16 protein-coding genes are annotated in these 19,439 nt (G+C 62.5%); 11 read left to right on the top strand and 5 right to left on the bottom strand.

Going from position 1 to position 19,439, the window contains the following annotated elements; genetic code table 11:
* The first annotated feature begins 40 nt into the window (after positions 1–40).
* The 8 genes from J3364_RS11240 to J3364_RS11205 all read left to right on the top strand — a co-directional run bounded on the left by J3364_RS11240 (position 41) and on the right by J3364_RS11205 (position 8,911).
* Positions 41–595 carry a TRAP transporter small permease subunit gene (locus tag J3364_RS11240; protein ID WP_349558441.1) on the top strand — a complete coding sequence of 185 codons (555 nt, stop codon included), beginning with the start codon at positions 41–43 and terminating at the stop codon, positions 593–595.
* Between the two features lie 29 nt (positions 596–624).
* A complete protein-coding gene (locus J3364_RS11235; RefSeq protein WP_349558590.1) occupies positions 625–1,977 on the top strand; it encodes a TRAP transporter large permease in 1,353 nt (450 codons plus the stop codon).
* 67 nt (positions 1,978–2,044) lie between these two features.
* Positions 2,045–2,446 carry an acyl-CoA thioesterase gene (locus J3364_RS11230; protein WP_349558440.1) on the top strand — a complete coding sequence of 134 codons (402 nt, stop codon included), beginning with the start codon at positions 2,045–2,047 and terminating at the stop codon, positions 2,444–2,446.
* A 111-nt stretch (positions 2,447–2,557) separates the two neighbouring features.
* A complete protein-coding gene (locus J3364_RS11225) occupies positions 2,558–3,586 on the top strand; it encodes an AraC family transcriptional regulator (protein WP_349558439.1) in 1,029 nt (342 codons plus the stop codon).
* A gap of 203 nt (positions 3,587–3,789) precedes the next feature.
* The gene (locus tag J3364_RS11220) at positions 3,790–5,127 is read left to right on the top strand and encodes an MFS transporter (protein ID WP_349558437.1); all 1,338 of its coding nucleotides are present in this window, start codon (positions 3,790–3,792) and stop codon (positions 5,125–5,127) included.
* 50 nt (positions 5,128–5,177) lie between these two features.
* Positions 5,178–6,575 carry an aldehyde dehydrogenase gene (locus tag J3364_RS11215; protein ID WP_349558436.1) on the top strand — a complete coding sequence of 466 codons (1,398 nt, stop codon included), beginning with the start codon at positions 5,178–5,180 and terminating at the stop codon, positions 6,573–6,575.
* A 25-nt stretch (positions 6,576–6,600) separates the two neighbouring features.
* On the top strand, positions 6,601–7,440 hold the full coding sequence (locus tag J3364_RS11210) for a p-hydroxycinnamoyl CoA hydratase/lyase (RefSeq protein ID WP_349558435.1): 840 nt from the start codon (positions 6,601–6,603) through the stop codon (positions 7,438–7,440).
* A gap of 13 nt (positions 7,441–7,453) precedes the next feature.
* Positions 7,454–8,911: an AMP-binding protein gene (locus J3364_RS11205; RefSeq protein ID WP_349558434.1), complete on the top strand. Its 1,458-nt coding sequence runs from the start codon at positions 7,454–7,456 to the stop codon at positions 8,909–8,911.
* A 100-nt stretch (positions 8,912–9,011) separates the two neighbouring features.
* Here the strand turns inward: J3364_RS11205 and J3364_RS11200 are convergent, their stop codons facing one another.
* From J3364_RS11200 to J3364_RS11190, 3 genes are all read right to left on the bottom strand, one after another.
* A complete protein-coding gene (locus J3364_RS11200) occupies positions 9,012–10,148 on the bottom strand; it encodes a TRAP transporter substrate-binding protein (protein ID WP_349558433.1) in 1,137 nt (378 codons plus the stop codon).
* A gap of 207 nt (positions 10,149–10,355) precedes the next feature.
* Positions 10,356–12,521, bottom strand: a complete 2,166-nt coding sequence (uvrD, locus tag J3364_RS11195) for a DNA helicase II (protein WP_349558432.1) — start codon at positions 12,519–12,521, stop codon at positions 10,356–10,358.
* A gap of 146 nt (positions 12,522–12,667) precedes the next feature.
* Entirely contained in the window at positions 12,668–14,122 is a 1,455-nt protein-coding gene (locus J3364_RS11190) for an NAD-dependent succinate-semialdehyde dehydrogenase (RefSeq protein ID WP_349558431.1), read from the bottom strand.
* Positions 14,123–14,481: 359 nt separating this feature from the next.
* Between J3364_RS11190 and J3364_RS11185 the strand changes: the two genes are divergently transcribed.
* Complete coding sequence (locus tag J3364_RS11185; protein ID WP_349558430.1) at positions 14,482–15,507, top strand: histone deacetylase family protein; 1,026 nt, start codon at positions 14,482–14,484, stop codon at positions 15,505–15,507.
* Positions 15,508–15,828: 321 nt separating this feature from the next.
* The gene (locus tag J3364_RS11180) at positions 15,829–16,050 is read left to right on the top strand and encodes a PA3496 family putative envelope integrity protein (protein ID WP_123634663.1); all 222 of its coding nucleotides are present in this window, start codon (positions 15,829–15,831) and stop codon (positions 16,048–16,050) included.
* Between the two features lie 40 nt (positions 16,051–16,090).
* On the opposite strand, the gene thiI is transcribed toward J3364_RS11180, so the two are convergent.
* On the bottom strand, positions 16,091–17,539 hold the full coding sequence (gene thiI / locus J3364_RS11175) for a tRNA uracil 4-sulfurtransferase ThiI (RefSeq protein ID WP_349558429.1): 1,449 nt from the start codon (positions 17,537–17,539) through the stop codon (positions 16,091–16,093).
* Between the two features lie 188 nt (positions 17,540–17,727).
* Between thiI and ppnN the strand changes: the two genes are divergently transcribed.
* Positions 17,728–19,098 carry a nucleotide 5'-monophosphate nucleosidase PpnN gene (gene ppnN, locus J3364_RS11170; protein WP_349558427.1) on the top strand — a complete coding sequence of 457 codons (1,371 nt, stop codon included), beginning with the start codon at positions 17,728–17,730 and terminating at the stop codon, positions 19,096–19,098.
* A 55-nt stretch (positions 19,099–19,153) separates the two neighbouring features.
* On the opposite strand, the gene J3364_RS11165 is transcribed toward ppnN, so the two are convergent.
* Positions 19,154–19,438 carry a c-type cytochrome gene (locus tag J3364_RS11165; RefSeq protein ID WP_502882509.1) on the bottom strand — a complete coding sequence of 95 codons (285 nt, stop codon included), beginning with the start codon at positions 19,436–19,438 and terminating at the stop codon, positions 19,154–19,156.
* Position 19,439: the final 1 nt, after the last annotated feature.

The following is a 19,439-nucleotide window of genomic DNA, read 5'->3' as shown; positions in this document are numbered from 1 at the left end:
ATCGCGGCGCCCACTCAAACAACAAATCACTATAAAAACCATGACTCAAAACAGCCTTCTCCTTCGCCTTACTGGCTACCTGGACGGATTCACGGAACGCACTGGACGCACCCTGGCCTGGCTCAACATCGGCATGGTGGTCCTGACCTTTGCCGTCGTTGTGCTGCGCTACCTGTTCAACCACTCGTCGATCTTCATGCAGGAAAGCGTCATGTACCTGCACTCGATCGTGTTCCTGCTGGCCAGCGCCTATACCCTGAAATACAACGAACACGTGCGGGTGGATATTCTCTACACGCGCCTGTCCGGCAAGGGCAAGGCCCTGGTGGACCTGCTCGGCACGCTCTTCCTACTGATGCCGGTGATGATCTTCATCTTCTTTGTCAGCCTGGGCTACGTGGATAGTTCCTGGGCGATCAAGGAGCGCTCCCCGGAGACCAGCGGCATTCCCCTGGTTTACCTGCTCAAGACCCTGATCCCGCTCATGTGCGTGTTTATGGTGATCCAGGGCATCGCTGAAGTGATGCGCAATATTGCCGTTCTGGCCGGCGCGATTCCCAAGGAAACCGGTCCGGCCGCGGAGGATACCCTGTGAGTCCTGTTGTCGAGTTCCTCCCGCTGATCATGTTCGGAGTGGTCTGCATCGTTTTGATGGCAGGCTTCCCCGTGGCTTTCTCGCTGGCCGGTACCGCCCTGGCCTTTGCCTTTGGCGGCATGCTGTTCGGCGTGTTCGATACCAGCTTCCTGGGCGCCACACCCAACCGCCTGTACGGGCTGATGACCAACGAAACCCTGATCGCGGTGCCGTTGTTCATCTTTATGGGCTGCATGCTGCAGCAATCAAAAATTGCCGAGAACCTCCTGGAAAGCATGGCCGATCTGTTCAAGGGCGTGCGTGGCGGGCTCGGCGTGTCGGTGGCCATCGTCGGTATGCTGCTGGCGGCCAGTACCGGCATTGTCGGCGCCACCGTGGTCACCATGGGCCTGATTTCACTGCCCACGATGATCAAGCGGGGTTACAGCCCGTCCTTGGCCACCGGCACCATCTGCGCCACCGGCACCCTGGGTCAGATCATTCCGCCCTCGATTGCGTTGGTGCTGCTGGGGGATGTGATGTCCAGCGCCTACCAGCGGGCCCAGCGGATGCAGGGCATTTTCAGCCCGGACACCGTCTCGGTGGGCGACCTGTTCGTCGGCGCCCTGATCCCCGGGTTGCTGCTGGTGGTGCTGTACATCCTCTATATCGTCGCCGTCGCCTTCATCAAACCGTCCGCCGCCCCGTCCGACAACCGGACCGAGGAAGAAAAGAGCGAGCGGGATCTCAACCTGTGGCGCGACCTGACGCCGCCCATGATCCTGATCGTCGCGGTACTGGGCTCGATCCTGGCCGGCATTGCCACGCCCACCGAGGCCGCCGGTGTCGGTGCCCTGGGGGCGACCATCCTGGCCGCTATCCGCCGGCAACTGGGCATGACCGTGCTGCGAGAGGTCTGCCAGCAGACCACCCGGGTCACCTGTATGGTGTTCCTGATCCTGGTGGGCGCGGCCATCTTCTCGCTGGTGTTCCGGGGTTACGGCGGCGATGAACTGATCCATGGAATCTTCAACGACATGCCCGGCGGCGTGGTCGGCGCAATGATCGTGGTGATGGTGGTGATCTTCCTGCTGGGTTTTATCCTGGACTTCATCGAAATCACGTTCGTGGTGGTGCCGATCGTGGCGCCGGTGCTGCTGAAAATGGGACTGGACCCGGTCTGGCTGGGTATCATGATTGCCCTGAACCTGCAGACGTCCTTCCTGACGCCCCCCTTCGGCTTCTCGCTGTTCTACCTGCGCGGCGTGGCGCCGCCGGAAATTAAAACCTCCCAGATCTATCGTGGCGTGATCCCTTTCATTATCATTCAGCTGATCATGCTCATTTTGCTGGCCATCTGGCCGGTACTGGCCACTGGTCTGCCCGATGCGCTGTACGGATAAGCCATCGGGCCATGGCTCCGCACGCACATTTCATAATCAATAAGAGTTTGACTGGCGAAACACATCCATGAATCTGACGGACGACGACAAACCCAATCCCCGGGGCCAGCTTGCCCTGCAGGTCGTGCCCCTGCCCTCGGACACCAATGCCAACGGCGACGTCTTTGCCGGCTGGCTGGTGAAACAGATGGACATGGCCGCCGCCACAACGGCCGGCCGCCTCTCCCGTGGGCGTAATGCCACGGTGGCGATCGAACGCATGGAGTTCCTGTCTCCCCTGCGGGTGGGCTCGCAGGTGGCCTGCTACACCGACCTGGTGGACATCGGCCGCAGCTCCATGAAGATCAACGTGGAAGTCTGGACCCTGGACCGGGACAAGGACCGCATGCGCAAGGTCACCGAATCCCTGTTCGTATTCGTGGCCATCGACGAACACGGCCGAATCCGGGAAGTGCCGCAGCAGGACTGAGGGCTCTTCCCGGGGCCCGAACGCCGGCTATACCGGATCAATCGGGCCCAATGCCATGCCCCGGCTGGCCGTGGTTTGCCGATGCCGTATTGGGAGCGCTTAACCCCCGTCATGCACGAGAAGGAAGACTTCGGGACCGGAGCCAACCACTACGTCAGCTCCCTGTTCCATGCCACAAGACAGCAGGGGGTGGACCCCATGCCCCTGCTGGCCGAGGCGGGCCTCCCGCTGTCCGTGATCGACCAGCCGGAACAGCGGATTCCCACGGAAAAGCTGGCCAACTTCCAGAAGTACGTCTGGGACCGGATGCAGGACGAGGCCATGGGACTGGCGGGCTGTTCGCTGCCGGCCGGTACCTATTACATGATGGGCCAACTCACGGTGCACCAGCCAACGTTGGGCAAGGCACTGGCTCTGGGCTGCCGATTCTACAACCTCGTCACCCGACGGGAGCTGATCTCCCTGACGGACGACGGGCGCCATACGTTACTGTCGATCAACCTGCCCCGTCCCGAACTCGACTACAAGCACCTGTTTGCGGAAATCGCGTTGCTCTCCTGGCACCGCTATGCCTCCTGGCTGATTGCCGACAGCCTGCCCCTGGTCGAAACCCACTTTAATTACCCGGCCCCGGCCCATGTCGGCGAATACAGCTACCTGTATCCGGGCGTTCATCAGTTCGATTGTGACGACCTGAGCCTGGTGTTTTCCAACATCTACCTCAACCGGCCGGTCAAACAGAATGAAGGCTCCCTCAAATCCTTCATGAACAACTGCCCGCGGGAACTGTTCCGGCGTTACAAGACGGACTACAGCGTCACCACGGAACTCAAGCGGATCCTGACCAAGGAGCTGACCGACGGTGGGCTGACGATTGATCAGGCCGCCGCGGCACTGCACATGACCACCCGCACGCTGACGCGCCGTCTTTCCGAAGAAGGCGCGTCCTTTCAGCAGATCAAGAATGTGGTGCGCCGGGACCTCGCGATCCGATGGCTGGTCGGCCCGGACGACATCGCCATCCACGATGTCGCAGAACGGGTCGGTTTTTCCGACCCCGCCGTTTTCACCCGCGCGTTTCGCAGCTGGACCGGCGATTCGCCGCGTCGCTACCGGGACAAGTTCCGGCAGGGGCGCTGAGACGACCGCTTTCTCTCCGGTCCGGATGCCGGCAAAAACCGCCCATCATTCTTTGCACCTTTAAACAGATGGCGGAAAATGCAAATTTTTTCGTCTACTTCTGCCATTCTGTCCCACCTCCCGGCGCACTATCTTGAAGACATCGGCCGGCTCGCCACGAACCCGCGTGCCACCCGTCCAACAATGACAAGAAGCGTAGGACTATGAACAAGAACCCTTTGCGGGCGCTTGAGCACGCGCCCATGAGCGTGTTACAGATCTGCACGGTCGCCATCTGCATTGCCCTCAATGCCCTCGATGGTTTCGATGTCCTGACCATCAGCTTTGCCGCCCCCGGGATTGCCGAAGAATGGGGTATCGGACGAGGCGAACTGGGTATTGTGCTGGCTATGGAGCTGATCGGCATGACCGTCGGTTCCATCACCCTCGGCCGCGCCGCCGACAGATTCGGACGACGTCCCATCATCCTTACCTGCCTGTTACTGATGACACTGGGCATGGCCTGCGCGGCACTGGTGGGTTCGGTCAATGAGCTGTTGCTGTCCCGCTTTGTCACCGGACTGGGTATCGGCGGCATGCTCGCCACCACCAACGCCATGGTGGCCGAATTTGCCAACCAGCGCCGGCGCAGCCTGTGCGTCATCATGATGGCGACGGGCTATCCTGTCGGCGTCATCCTGGGTGGCAGCGTGGCATCCAGCCTGCTTGAACTTTACAGCTGGCGCTCAGTCTTTGTGTTCGGCGGCGGTGTGACGGGCGCGTTTCTGGTGATCGCCTGGCTGTGGCTGCCGGAGTCCGCCGAGTACCTGTTCAACCGTCAGCCGGCCAATGCCCTGGCCCGCATCAACCGACTGTATGCCCGCATGGGGCACGCGCCGGTCCAGCAGCTCGAGGAACCCACCCGCCAGGAGAACAACGCCGGTTTCGCCGACCTGTTCGCCCCGGCACTGCGCGCGCCCACCCTCCTGCTGATCCTGGCCTACTTCGCCCAGATCATGACGTTCTACTACATCCTGAAGTGGATTCCGAAAATCGTGGTCGACATGGGCTTTCACCCGTCCGCAGCCGGTCAGGTGCTGGTCTGGGCCAATGTCGGCGGCGCCATCGGCGCTGTGCTCCTGGGACTCCTGACTTCCCGTTTGCCTCTGCGCAAACTGCTGGTGGGCGTCCTGGCAGGGGCCTTCGTGATGGTGTCCATCTTTGGCCAGGGTCAGGGATCACTGAGCAGTCTGGCTCTGGTTTGCGCGGTGACCGGCTTTTTCACCAATGCCGGCGTCGTGGGTCTGTACGCGCTGATGGCCCAGACCTTCCCGGCCCGTTTACGGGCCAGCGGCACCGGTCTGGTCATTGGTATTGGCCGTGGTGGCGCCGCCCTGGGTCCCGTGGTTGCCGGCTTCCTGTTTGCCAGTGGTGCGGATCTGGCCAGCGTGTCCATCTATATGGCCAGCGGTGCGCTGGTAGCGGCCTGCGCCATCTTCCTGCTGGGACGGGCCCACAACGATGCGGCCCCGTCCGCAGCCCAGGCCACCAGTCAGCCGTAGCCATCATCCAAATCGTCCCTTAACCGGAAAACGTTTCAAGCGAGGCACTTATGAACTTTCAACGCATCAACCCGCTCACTGGAGACGTCGCCAGTGAAGCACCGGCCATGAAAGCCGCCGATGTAGCGCCACTGGCCGAGCAGGCCCAGGTGGGCTTTGAAGCCTGGTCAAAGCAGGGGCCAAATGCCCGTCGTGCGGTGCTGGCCCAGGCCGCCGGCGCACTGGAAGCCCGTCGGGATGCCTTCGTGAAGGCGATGATGGAGGAAACCGGCGCCACCGAGGGCTGGGCCCTGTTCAACCTGAACCTGGCCGCTTCCATGCTGCGCGAGGCCGCTTCGCTGACAACGCGAATCAACGGTGAAGTCATCCCGTCCGACAAGCCCGGCTGCCTGTCGATGACCCACCGGGACCCGGTCGGCGTCATCCTCGGCATCGCGCCCTGGAACGCACCCATCATTCTGGGCGTCCGTGCGGTTGCCACGGCCCTGGCCTGCGGCAACGGGGTCATCCTGAAAGCCTCGGAAGTCTGCCCCCGCACCCACAGCCTGATCACCGAAGCCCTGAACGAGGCGGGCTTCCCGCCAGGCACCGTCGGCCTGGTCACTAACGCCCCGGAGGACGCCGGCGAGGTGGTCGGCGCCCTGATCGACCATCCGGCAGTCAAGCGCATCAATTTCACCGGCTCCACCGAAGTCGGGCGCATTATCGCCAAGCGCGCGGCGGAACACCTCAAACCCTGCCTGCTGGAACTGGGTGGCAAGGCGCCCTTTGTGGTGCTGGAGGACGCCGACCTGGACGAAGCGGTCAACGCCGCGGCCTTCGGCGCCTTCATGAATCAGGGGCAGATCTGCATGTCCACGGAACGGCTGGTAGTGGTCGACGCGGTCGCCGACGCCTTTGCCGCCAAATTTGCGGAGAAGGTACAAAACCTGAAAACCGGCGATCCCCGCGAAGGCCACGCGCCGCTGGGCTCGGTCATCGATCGCAGCACCGTGGACCGGGTCAACGCGTTGATCAAAGATGCCGTCGACAAAGGGGCCACCATCCTCACCGGCGGCACCAGTGGCTCGTTGCTGATGCCCGCCACCGTGCTGGATGCCGTGACGTCCGAAATGGACATCTACCGGGACGAAAGTTTTGGCCCGGTGGTCGCCATGATCCGCGCCCGGGATGAAGAGCATGCCATCGAGATCGCCAACGACAGCCAATACGGCCTGAGCGCCTCCCTGTTCACCCGGGACCTCTCCCGCGGCCTGACGTTGGCCAAGCGAATCCGCTCCGGTATCTGCCACGTCAACGGCCCGACCGTCCACGATGAAGCCCAGATGCCTTTCGGCGGCCTGGGTGACTCGGGCTACGGCCGCTTTGGTGGCCAGGCAGGCATCGACCAGTTTACCGAACTGCGCTGGATCACCGTCGACACCGAATCCGGCCATTTTCCTTTTTAACCCTGACGTACATTGAGGACCTGAAATGACAATCGAAAGAAGCGAAGCCGAAACGGTGGCCTACACGGTTGAAAACCGAATCGCCTGGGTCCGGTTCAACCGACCGGAAAAACGCAACTGCATGAGCCCCAAGCTGAACCGCCAGATGATGCGGGTACTCGACGAACTGGAGTTCCGGGATGATGTGGGAGTACTGGTGCTGACCGGCGAAGGCTCCGCCTGGTCCGCCGGCATGGATCTGAAGGAATATTTCCGTGAAACCGAAGCCCAGGGGCTGGGTGCAACGCGCCAGGCCCAGCGCGAATCCTACGGCTGGTGGCGCCGCCTGCGCTGGTACCAGAAGCCGACGGTCGCCATGGTCAACGGCTGGTGTTTCGGCGGCGGCTACGGCCCACTCTTCTCCTGTGATCTTGCCTTCGCCAGCGACGACGCGACCTTTGGCCTGAGTGAAATCAACTGGGGCATCCTGCCGGGCGGCGGCGCCAGCAAGGTCGTGGCCGACCTGATGCCCCTGCGGCAGGCCCTGTACCACGCCATGATGGGCGAAAACATCGACGGCAAGACCGCCGCCGAATGGGGCCTGGTCAACGAATCGCTGCCGGCCGACCAGTTGAAAGAGCGTGTGGTTGCCGTCTGTCAGGTCCTGCTGGAGAAGAACCCGGTGGCCCTCAAGGCCACCAAGGATGCGATTCGCCGGGTCAAGGAAATGACTTACGACAACGCCGAGGACTATCTGGTCCGTGCCCAGGAGGCGGCCAACAGCTTTGACAACGACGGCCGCAAGGAAGGCATCCGCCAGTTCATCGACGAAAAAAGCTACAAACCGGGCCTGGGCGCCTACGATAAATCCAAGCAAGCGCAGTAAGGGAGCCATCACCATGGACTTTCTCGGGTTTCAGGCCAGCATCCGACCAGACGTTCTGGCGGTGGAAGACCTGACGTTCGGTCGACGCTGGACCTACGCAGCCTTTGATCGATTCGTCAGCCAGGTGGCGAGCGAGTTGCATCATCGCGGCGTGGCGGTCGGCGACCGGGTGGCCACACTGTCGAAGAACCGGGCCGAGCTGATTGCGCTGCACCTGGCGTGCGCCCGCTGCGGTGCCCTCTTTGTGCCACTCAACTGGCGCCTGTCCCGGCCCGAGATTGATGCCCTGCTGGCGGATTGTGAACCGGCCCTGTTGTTCGGCGATCGTCTCGCTGACGACATGGGGCTGGCTCACGAGTCCATCGACTTGCTGTTGGCGTCGGCGGAAAACCAACCGCCCATGGCTCCCCGTCAGCTGGACCGATCACTGCCGTCCCTGATTCTCTACACCTCGGGAACCACCGGAACGCCCAAAGGCGTCCTGCATACCGAGGCGAGCATCATGGAAACGGCCATCAACGCGTCGTTGGTGTGCCAGGTGGACTCGGCGTCCGTGTTTCTCTGCGACACGCCGATGTTCCACGTCATTGGCCTGATCACCTGCGTTCGGCCGGCACTGTATAACGGCGGCCGCCTCGCCGTTTCCGACGGCTTCGAGCCGGAACGCACGCTGGCCCGCCTGGGTGATCCCAGATTGGGCATCACCCACTATTTCTGTGTGCCCCAGATGGCCAATGCCCTGCGCCAGTTGCCGGACTTCGACCCGACCCGTCTGAGCAAGCTGAAAGGCCTGCTGACCGGCGGTTCCCCCCATCCGGAACCCCAGATCCGGGCCTGGCTGAACGACGGCATCCCGATCGTTGACGGCTATGGCATGAGCGAAGCCGGCACCGTATTCGGCATGCCCTTCAACCTTGACCTGATCGACCGCAAAGCCGGCTACGTCGGCGTGCCCTGCCACCGCATCGAGGCCCGTCTGGCCAATGCCAATGACGAACCTCTGGAGAACAGCGGCCCAGGCGAGGTGCAGCTCCGGGGCGACAATCTGGCGGTGGGTTTCTGGCGACGGGAACGGGCTTTCCGAGACTGCTTCACCGCCGATGGGTGGTTCCGCACCGGCGACATTGCCATTCGCGATCCCGACGGCTTCTATCGCATCGTCGATCGCAAGAAAGACATGTTCATCAGCGGGGGCGAGAACGTGTTCCCGGCGGAAGTCGAAGCGGCAGTGCTTGCTCAGCCGGACGTGCTGGAATGCGCGCTTGTCGGCGTCCCGGATGAGCGTTGGGGGGAAGTGGGCTGCCTGTTTGTGGTGCCCCGGAATCCGGACACACCGCCGACGCCTGAAGCCATACTCGCTGGCCTTAACGGTCAGTTGGCACGGTACAAGTTACCCAAACAAGTGGTGATTCTGGACGAACTGCCCAAAAGCGCGACCGGCAAGGTTCTCAAACGAGCACTCAGGCAATAGCCCCTCTGTCCTCATTGGCCCCAACGGGCGGATCGGACACATTAAACCCCGGCATGTCGCCATGCCGGGGCTTTTTGGTCAGACCGATTCGGAAGCCGAATCAACCTTCGTTCTTGTCACCCTCACGAATGTTCAGGTAAGTCCGCTCGGAAATATCCGTATACGGCACCACCTTGTCGCGGAAGGCCTTATAGGACTCGTAGGCCTTGCGGGCCATCTCATCCTTATCGGCCAGCTCCTTGACGGTTTCCGCCGACATCTCGCGCAGGCGGTTGAGCACATCGTCCGGGAAGCGACGCAGTTTCACGCCTTTTTCTTCCACCAGCTCTTTGAGCGCCTGGTTGTTCTGCGCGGTGTACTCCGCCAGCATGTCCGCGTTCATCTCCCGGGCCGCCACGTCGATGATGACCTGGAGGTTTTTCGGCAGCTTGTTATAGGCGTCGGCGTTGACGATCAGCTCCAGCGCAGTGCCCGGCTCGTGCCAGCCCGGATAATAGTAGTACTCGGCAATCTGGTGCAGGCCGAAGGCCAGGTCGTTGTAGGGACCCACCCACTCGGTGGCATCGATGGTGCCAGTCTGCAGCGCGGTGAAGATCTCGCCACCCGGCAGGTTGACCGGGGTCCCGCCGGCTTTTTCCAGCACGTCGCCGCCGATGCCGGGAATCCGCATTTTCAGGCCCTTGAGGTCGTCAACGCTGTTGATTTCCTTATTGAACCAGCCACCCATCTGGACGCCGGTGTTGCCGCCCGGCCAGGGGATCACGCCAAACGGCTTGTAGGCTTCGCGGTAGAGTTCCAGACCACCGCCGTGGAACATCCAGCCGTTGTATTCCTGGGCGGTCAGACCGAAGGGAACGGTCGAGAAGAACTGGGCAGCGGGAATCTTGCCTTTCCAGTAGTAGCCGGCCCCGTGGCCCATTTCCGCGGTGCCCTGGGAAACGGCGCTGAACACTTCCAGGGCCGGCACCAGGTCGCCGGCGCCGTAGACGGTGATGTCGATCTGGCCGTCGGTCATCTCCCGAACGCGGTCGGCAAAGTGTTCAGGCGCGGTGCCCAGGCCCGGGAAGTTCTTCGGCCAGGTGGTGACCATCTTCCACTTGTAGGTCTGCTTCTCCGCAGCGGGGGCCGCCGCCTGGTCATTCGACGCCGAAGAGCCGCTCTCTTCCTGGGAACAGCCCGCCAGACCGAACCCCAATGCGCCAGCCACAACGGCCGCTAAAAGGTTGCGACGTTTCATGTTTTCTCCTTTCTTGCTTTTATCATTGTTTTTTAAGGCGCCGGAGTCACAGGGACACTCGAGCGTCACGCGCTCCTGCGCTCTTTCCTGCACCGGACAACCCGGCTAAAACGCGACATCCTCCAAGGGTGTACCATAAACCGGCCGCTGACTCTTATTCAAAAGTATGAGAGTCGCAATTATTTGACAGAACAAGTGCTCGCCGCCTCAGAGTCGCTCCAAAGGAGCATAGGCCAGGACGAGCCATTTTGCGCCGTCGTCGAAGTTCACCTGGACCCGGGTGTGGTGGCCGCTGCCCTCGCAGTTCATTACCACGCCTTCGCCGAACTTGGGATGGCGCACCCGCTGGCCCAGTTGCAGGCCGGCGTCGGCCATGGGCGAGCTGTCGAACAGGCCTTCGTTGGGCCGCTGGGTCAGCGCCGGGCGGGTGACGGTGTTGCGCAACCGCACTTCCTGGATGCAGTCGCCGGGAATCTCACGCACAAAGCGGGACAGGGCATGGAATTTCTCCTGGCCGTAGAGCCGGCGGGATTCGGCGTAGGTCATCACCAGCCGTTTCATGGCCCGGGTGATGCCCACGTAGGCCAGGCGCCGCTCCTCCTCCATGCGCCCCGGCTCTTCCAGGGACATGCTGTGGGGGAACAGGCCTTCCTCGACACCGGCCAGGAACACCAGCGGGAATTCCAGGCCCTTGGCCGAGTGCAGGGTCATCAGCTGGACGCTGTCCTGGTGCTCGTCCGCCTGGGACTCGCCGGCGTCCAGCGCCGCCTGGGCGATGAATTCCGAGAGCGGATCGATGCCGTCCTCCACCTCGAAGTCCGCCATGGCGCTGACCAGTTCCTCCAGGTTCTCCACCCGGGCCTGGGCCTTTTCGCCCTTCTCGTTGGCGTGATGGTCGCGCAGGCCGCTGCCTTCGATGGCGCGCTGGGTCAGCTGTTTGAGATCCAGCTCGTCCTGGTCTGCCGCCAGGGACTCGATCAGCCCGATAAACTGCTGTAAACCGGTCTTGGCCCGACCTTTCATGGCGCCGGCTTCCAGCAGCCTTTCGGCCGCCTGCCACAGGGAAATGCTCTGGCCGGTGGCCAGTTCCCGCAGCTCGCCCAGGCTCTTGGCGCCGATGCCGCGAGGCGGCGTGTTCACCACCCGCTCAAACGCCGCATCGTCGTGGCGGTAATGCACCAGACGCAGGTAGCCGAGGGCGTTGCGGATTTCCTGGCGATCGTAGAAACGCAGGCCGCCGTAGACGCGGTACGGAATCCCCTGGCGCAGCAGGGCCTCCTCCAGCACCCGCGACTGGGCGTTGGAGCGGTACAGGATCGCCGCTTCGCTGCGCAGGTTGCCCTCGTCCACCCAGGCGCTGATGGTGTCAGCGATGTAGTTGGCCTCGTCCTGCTCGTTGAAGGCGGCGTAGAGGTTGATGAGTTCACCGTCGGGGCCGTCAGTCCAGAGTTCCTTGCCCAGGCGCCCCTGGTTGTTGGCGATCACCGCGTTGGCCGCCTTGAGGATGGTCTGGGTCGAGCGGTAGTTCTGCTCCAGCCGGACCAGCCGAGCGTCCGGGAAATCCTGCTGGAATTTCTGGATGTTCTCGATCTTGGCGCCCCGCCAGCCATAGATGGACTGGTCGTCGTCACCGACGATGGTCATCGGCACCCGCTGACCGGCCAGCATCTGCAGCCAGGCGTACTGGATGGTGTTGGTGTCCTGGAACTCGTCCACCAGGATGTGCTGGAAACGGCGCTGGTAGTGGCCCAGCAGCTCCGGTTTCTTGAGCCAGAGTTCGTGGGAGCGCAGCAGCAGCTCGCCGAAATCCACCAGCCCGCTGAGCTGGCACTGCTTCTCGTACTGGCGGTAGATCTTGAGCATCACCGAGACGAAGTGGTCGCCCGGGTTGTCCTGGATGTGATCGGCCCGTAGCCCCTCGTCCTTCTGGCCGTTGATAAACCACTGCACCTGTTTTGGCGGCCAGCGGGATTCGTCGATCTGCAGGTCGCGCATGACGCGCTTGATCAGGCGCAACTGGTCGTCGCTGTCCAGCACCTGGAAATTCTCGGGCAACCCGGCGTCCTGCCAGTGCGCCCGCAGCAGGCGATGGGCGATGCTGTGGAAGGTGCCGAACCAGAGACCATAGCCGGATAGGTTCATCATCTCCGAGATCCGGTTGCGCATCTCCCGCGCGGCCTTGTTGGTGAAGGTCACCGCCAGCAGCCCGGTGGCCGGCACCTGGTCCACCTGCATCAGCCAGGCCATCCGGTGTACCAGCACGCGGGTCTTGCCGGACCCGGCGCCGGCCAGCACCAGCAGATGGGCGTTCTGGGCGGTCACGGCCTCGCGTTGGGCATCGTTGAGGGGATCTATGATCGGGGAGACGTCCATCGGGAACCATACAGTCGGGAAATGAAGAGCGCCGATTATAACAAGCTGGCGCTGTGGATCACGCCATGTCGACGCGGCGAATTCAGCAGGCAGGATCAAGCAGGAACGGCGCCCGTCCCGGTGAGGAACGGGCGCGGAGGGAACAATCAGGCGCCGCGGGGCACCGTCTGGGGTTCAACAAACTCGAACAACCCCTCGATACCGCCCTCACGGCCGATGCCGGAGGCCTTCATGCCACCGAACGGCGCTTCCGGCGTTGGGCCGGTGCCGGTGTTCCAGCCCACATGGCCAAAGCGCAGACCACCGATCACCCGGCTGGCGCGGGCGTCGTCGTTGGTAAAGACGTAGGCCGCCAGGCCGAACTCGGTGTCGTTACCCGCCTCGATCACTTCGTTCTCGTCCCGGAACAGCGCCATGGGGACCAACGGACCGAACGTCTCCTCGCGGGAGCAGTCCATATCCCGGGTGATGCCAGTGACCACCGTGGGCGGGTAGAACAGGTCCTTGCCGCTCAGGGTGTCCGGATTGGGGCCGGCCACCAGCTTGCCGCCCTGGGCCAGCGCATCGGACACGTGGCGGCGCACCTTGTCGAAGCCGGCCTTGTTGATCAGCGGGCCGATGTCGACGCCTTCTTTCATGCCGTCGCCGACGGTCATGCGGTTGACCCGCTCCGCCAGTTTCTCACCGAAGCTGTCGGCGACCGTTTCATGCACGAAAATTCGGTTGGCACAGACGCAGGTCTGGCCTCCGCCGCGGAATTTGTTGGCGATCAGGTTATCCGCCGCCGCGTCCAGGTCGGCGTCGTCGAACACGATGAACGGCGCGTTGCCGCCCAGTTCCAGAGCCAGCTTCTTGACCCAGCCTGTGCTGTCGGCCATCAAGGTACGGCCCACTTCGGTGGACCCGGTGAAGCTGATCATCGGCACGTCCGGCGACTCGCAGAACAGCTTACCGATCATGCTGGATTTACCCATCACCAGGTTGACCATGCCCTTGGGAATGTCCACGTGCTGGTTGATCAGGGTGAACATGGCAATCATGGTCAGCGGCGTTTCGCTGGCCGGCTTGATGATCGACGGGCAGCCGCCGGCCAGGGACGCGGACAGCTTCTTGGCGATCATGCCGATGGGAAAGTTCCACGGGGTGATCAGCGCGGCCACGCCCACCGGCCGGTAATGAACCGTCCAGGTGCAGTTCTTGGGCTTTTCGTCGATGGTGTGGGAATCGAGCGTGTCGATGTTCTTGGCACAGTAGTCGAAGAAGCCGGCGGCGTATTCCACCTCGCCCTGGGCTTCCTTCAGCGGTTTGCCATGCTCCAGGCACAGGATCCGCCCCACTTCCTCTTTATTGCCCAGCAGGGCATCGCGAATCCCCACCAGCCATTTACGGCGGGTTTCCAGATCGTAGGGTTCGGTCAGGCGCAGCGCCTGTTTCGCCTCACTGATGGACCGTTTCACGTCGTCTTCGGACATCGACGCGACCTGGGCAATGACCTCGCCCGTTGCCGGGTTGTAGACATCAATCGAGTTGCCCGTCGAAGTATTGACCCACTGCCCTCCGATATAACCATCAAAATGCGTCAATAACGGTGACTGAATCATGTCGGCTCCTTGTGATGAGAGGGTCCTGCCAACGATGGCGCTATAAACGTGTGCAACACCCTCATTGAGGCTCATGCAAGGCTGCCAGGTATCGGCAGCTTGCCTGAAAGTACACCCATCATTGGGGAAAGGTGACGCGAGACACTTGCTCACAAGCTGCGACAACCTAGCCCATGTGTCGTTCCATAGTGGCTGATGCATCTGCATTGGACAAGTCATCCCCGATTGGTCATTGCCGGGAGCAAGTGTACGGATTGTACCCATGGCACACGCGGGTTGAGCCCGGCTCGAATCGACGCTTATACTCGGATGGCGTGTACAGATTTCATCCGGTCGCAACCGAACCAGGGAGCCGAGCTATGAAAGCGTTCTTTCATCCTGCACAGGATCTGCACAATCCCAAGACGTACTTCACCCGCGGCCAGATGCGCCAGCCCCAGGAGGTTCCCGCCCGCACCGGCCAGATGATCGAAGGCCTGCATTCGCTGGAGTTCGACGTGCTCGAACCCTGCGACCAGGGGGCCGGTCCCATCTCGAAGGTGCACGATCTCAACTACCTGCGCTTCCTGGAATCCTGCCACCGCGAATGGATGGCGATTCCGGACGACTGGGGTGACGAGGTCATGTCCAATGTGTTCGTACGCTCCCCCAACGCCCTGCGCGGTGTGCTGGCCAAGGCTGCCCGCTACCTGGCCGACGGCAGCTGTCCGGTGGGCGAGCACACCTGGAAGGCCGCCTATTGGTCGGCCCAGACCGCCCTCGGCGCCGCCGACGCCATCCTCGCCGGCGACCGCAGCGCCTACGCCGTCTGTCGCCCGCCGGGCCACCACGCCCGCAAAGACGCGGCCGGCGGCTTCTGTTACCTGAACAACGCCGCCATCGCCGCGGAAGCGCTGAAGAAGCGCTATGACAAGATCGCCATCCTCGACACCGACATGCACCACGGCCAGGGGATCCAGGAGATCTTCTACGACCGGGATGACGTGCTCTACGTGTCGATCCACGGCGACCCCACCAACTTCTACCCGGTGGTGTCCGGGTTTGAGGACGAGAAAGGGGAAGGAAAAGGCTACGGCTACAACATCAACATGCCCATGCCCCACGGCTCTTCGGAGGAGTTCTTCTTCGAGAAGCTGGAAGAGGCCATGACGGCGATCCGGCTGTTCCAGCCCGACGCCCTGATTCTCACGCTGGGTTTTGACATCTACAGGAACGACCCGCAGGCCAAGGTCTCGGTCACCTCCGAGGGCTTTGCCCGCATCGGCAAGCGCATCGCCGCCGCCAACGTGCCCACGCTGGTGGTGCAGGAAGGCGGCTACGACATCGATTCGCTGGCCGAGAACATTCGCCAGTTCTTCGGGGGGCTGGAAGGACGCTCCCAATAAAGCCGAGAGCGTCCACTCTGGAAACCGAAAACGGACCAGCGAAGGCACGCGACTTGCTGGTCCGTACACAAGAAAAACAACGTTGTGCAACGGCGGGCTTTCACGCCGTTGTCACACGGAAGCCGTAGGCTTTGATGCATCCGGCGGCGCACTGCAACAGTGCATGCCGGACGCAATCGGGTCAGGAAGTCGCTGAAGCCATTCGAATGGAGGGTGTCGGGCGATGCCCGCACAGTCCTTTCGGTTTGGCGGTTGATCGGCACCGTACCGGCGCCGGTGATCGGGTAGCGCTTCCTCATTTTCCAGAGGAGGATGTGACGCGTGCGAACGACAGCCAATACCACCACCCACGAGCCGAACCAGCCGGTTGAATCGGTTCAGGCTGAAATCCTTTCCATTTTCGATCATCTCCAGCGTGATGAAATGCGCGACCGGGAGCAGGCCGCGGCCAAGCGCCGTCTGGCGGCACGCCGGGCCATCGAACAGCATTACGAGCGCAAGGCGCTGGAAGCCTCGATTCGCGACGGCTGGCTGGACGATTGAAAAAGGGAAACCGGGCGCCTGATGGGCGCCCGTTAAAGATTCAGGCGGGGGCGTACACCAGCACGTTATCGACACCGGACGCTTTCAGGTGCCCGGCGTGCATGCGGCTCATGGTGCCCTTGTCGCAGTAGAGCAGATAACGGCATTCGGCGGTCAGTTCGTCGACCCGCTGGTTCAGCTCGTAGAACGGAATGTGCAGCACCTCGTTGTTGGTCAGGTGCAGCGGCGCCCTTTCCTCTTCATTCGGGTGGCGCACGTCGATGATCACGTCATCCACCCCCGGCGTCTGCACCAGTTCGACCTCTTCCGGCGTGCTGATGGAATCCAGGATACGCTGGATCGGCGTTTCCACCCGCGACTCGATCGCCCGCTCCAGGACCGACGGATCCATTTTCGCCTCTTCCGCCTCGACCCGGTTCAGCTTGGCCCGGGTGACCGGTCGACTGGAAATCACACCGCAGTATTCCGGCATGTTGCGAGAGAAACTCTCCGTCCCGATCTGTTCGGCGGTGCGGATGATATCCACCTTGTCCATGGTGATCAGCGGCCGCAGCACCACTTCCTCACTGGCGCGATCCACCACGTTCAGGTTGGCCAGGGTCTGGCTCGACACCTGGGCCACGGCATCGCCGGTCACAATCGCCTTGGCCATCCCGGTCTGGGTAATCGCTGCCGCCGCCTTGAGCATCATGCGCTTGAGCACCACGCCCATGTGGCGGTGATCCACCGAACGCATGATCTCACCCACCACGTCCTCGAACGGCACGGAAATAAACTTCACCGAGTGGGAGGAGCCGTAGCGGGACCACAGGTAATGCGCCACCTGCTTCACGCCCACCTCGTGCGCCGCACCGCCCAGGTTGAAAAACAGGAAGTGCGTGCGCAGGCCCCGGCGCATCGTCAGGTAGGTGGAGACGGACGAATCGTAACCGCCGGAAATCAGCGACACAGCGGTTTCGACACTGCCCAGTGGATAACCACCCAGCCCTTCAAAGCGTCGCTCGACGATGTGGTAACGGTCGTGGATGACCTCGATCCGCACCTGCTCGTCCGGATCCTTGAGCCTGACCCCACTGGCGCCGGATTTTTCCAGCAGGACGCTGCCCACAAGGCGTTCCATGTCAGCGGAGGAAAAGTCATGCTCGCCGGTGCGCCGACCGCGCACGGCAAAGGTCTTGCCCGCCAGCGCCTCGCCCCAGACCGCCAGGGCGCGCTCGGCCACATCGTCCAGCGTGGTCAGCGGGTAATCCCGGACTTCCAGGAAATTGCTGATGCCGGGAATACAGGCGAGCCGGTCCACCAGGGGCTGGCTGTCGAGCTCGTCCGGAACGATCACATCCACCCGGTCCCAACTGCCTTCGACGCGAATGCGGTCGTCGACGCGACGCAGGATTTTGCTGACATTCTGGCGTAACTGCCGGATCTGCTGGCGGCGGACGGGCTTGCTCTTGATGGCTACTTCGGCGCTGGGTCGTATCAGGAAATTCATAATCTGGATGCTGGCTGACTGATCAAAAAACGCACATTCTACCGGCGCGCGACGACATTTAAAAATACGCAAGGTCCGAATGGCGGGGGCGCAAGTGTGTCACAGTGTTCATTGAGGTGCACCTCGCTTCTCCCGAACCGCTCCAAAACCGTTACACTCATAGGAAACCATCAACAAAGAGCATTTCCATGACGCAGGAAACCATCAATGCCCTGGTCTCTCCCGAGGGCAGCCTGGAGATTCTCTCCAGTCATGAAGTCAACCGGCTCAAGGACAAGAGCGAAGGCGGCCTGTACCGTCTTTTCCGCCAGTGCGCACTGGCCGTCATGAACATCGGCGTGGACATCGACGACTGCAAGGACCTGATGGACCGCTACGCGGATTTCGACATTCGCCTGGTGCCACAGCCCCGCGGCCTCAAGCTGGAACTCATCAATGCACCCATCGACGCCTTCGTCGACGGCGAGATGCTGCGCGGTATCCGCGAGCACCTGTTCGCGGTCCTGCGGGACATCATCTACGCCCACTCGGTGCTGGGCGGCTATCCGGGCCTGTCCAACGACGACCCGGACACCATCACCAACCGCGTGTTCCACATCCTGCGCAACGCCCGGGTCATGCAGGCCGGACGCCATCCGGACATCGTGGTCTGCTGGGGCGGGCACTCGATCAGCCGTGAAGAGTACGTCTACAGCAAGGAAGTCGGCCACGAACTGGGCCTGCGCGGCCTGAGCATCTGCACCGGTTGCGGTCCCGGCGCCATGAAGGGGCCGATGAAGGGCGCAACCATCGGCCACGCCAAGCAGCGGGTCAAGAACGGCCGCTACATCGGCATCACCGAACCGGGCATTATCGGCGCCGAGCCGCCCAACCCGATCGTCAACGAACTGGTGATCCTGCCGGACATCGAGAAGCGTCTGGAAGCGTTCGTGCGGGCCGGACACGGCATCATCGTCTTCCCGGGCGGCGTGGGCACGGCGGAGGAAATCCTCTACCTGCTGGGCGTGCTGCTGCATCCGGAAAACCGCGATCTGCCCTTCCCGGTGGTGTTCACCGGTCGGCCGGAAAACGCGGAATATTTCGAGATGATCGACCGCTTCATCCGCAACGCCCTGGGCGAAGAAGCCGCAGCGCGCTACCAGATCATCATCGACGATCCGGTGCGGGTGGCGCAGACTATGAAACAGGGGATGGAAGAAGTTCAGGCGTTCCGCCGGTCCGCCCAGGATGCCTACTATTTCAACTGGATGCTGAAGATCGATCCGATATTCCAGGCGCCGTTCGAACCCTCCCACGAAAGCATGCGCGAGCTGGACCTGCACCGGAACCAGCCGGCCCACCTGATCGCCGCCAACCTGCGCAAGGCCTTCAGCGGCATCGTCGCCGGCAACGTGAAGGAACAGGGCGTCCGTCAGGTACAGGAACGCGGGCCCTTCGAGATCTCTGGGGACCAGGAACTGCTCGAGCCCCTGGAAGAGCTGCTCACCGCCTTCGTCCAGCAGAACCGGATGAAGCTGCCGGGGGCCGCCTACAAGCCGAGTTACCGCATCGTGAACTAGGTGATCGCGGGAGGGAGCCCGGTGATTCCAGCCACTCCCTCCGCAAGGTGCGGTGTTACTTACCGCTGGCAGGCAGGCTGGAGAAGTAGGCGGCGAGGTTGGCAATGTCCTCATCGCTCAGGGCCGCGGCCTGCCCCTGCATGATCGCCGCCTGACCGCCCTGGCGATTGCCGCCCTTGTAGGCTTTCAGCGCCATGACCAGGTACTGCTCATTCTGGCCGGCCAGGTTCGGATAGGTCGGAATCTGCGCATGACCGTTCTGCCCGTGGCAGGCAGCGCAAACGGCGGCCTTGGCCTTGCCGGCTTCAGGGTTGCCTTCCGCCTGGGCGGCCACGGGCATG

Origin of the sequence: Marinobacter sp. NFXS9 (assembly GCF_040148665.1) — a bacterium.
In the GTDB taxonomy this organism is placed as follows: Bacteria; Pseudomonadota; Gammaproteobacteria; order Pseudomonadales; family Oleiphilaceae; genus Marinobacter_A; species Marinobacter_A mangrovi.
This window is presented reverse-complemented; position numbering and strand designations above follow the sequence as displayed.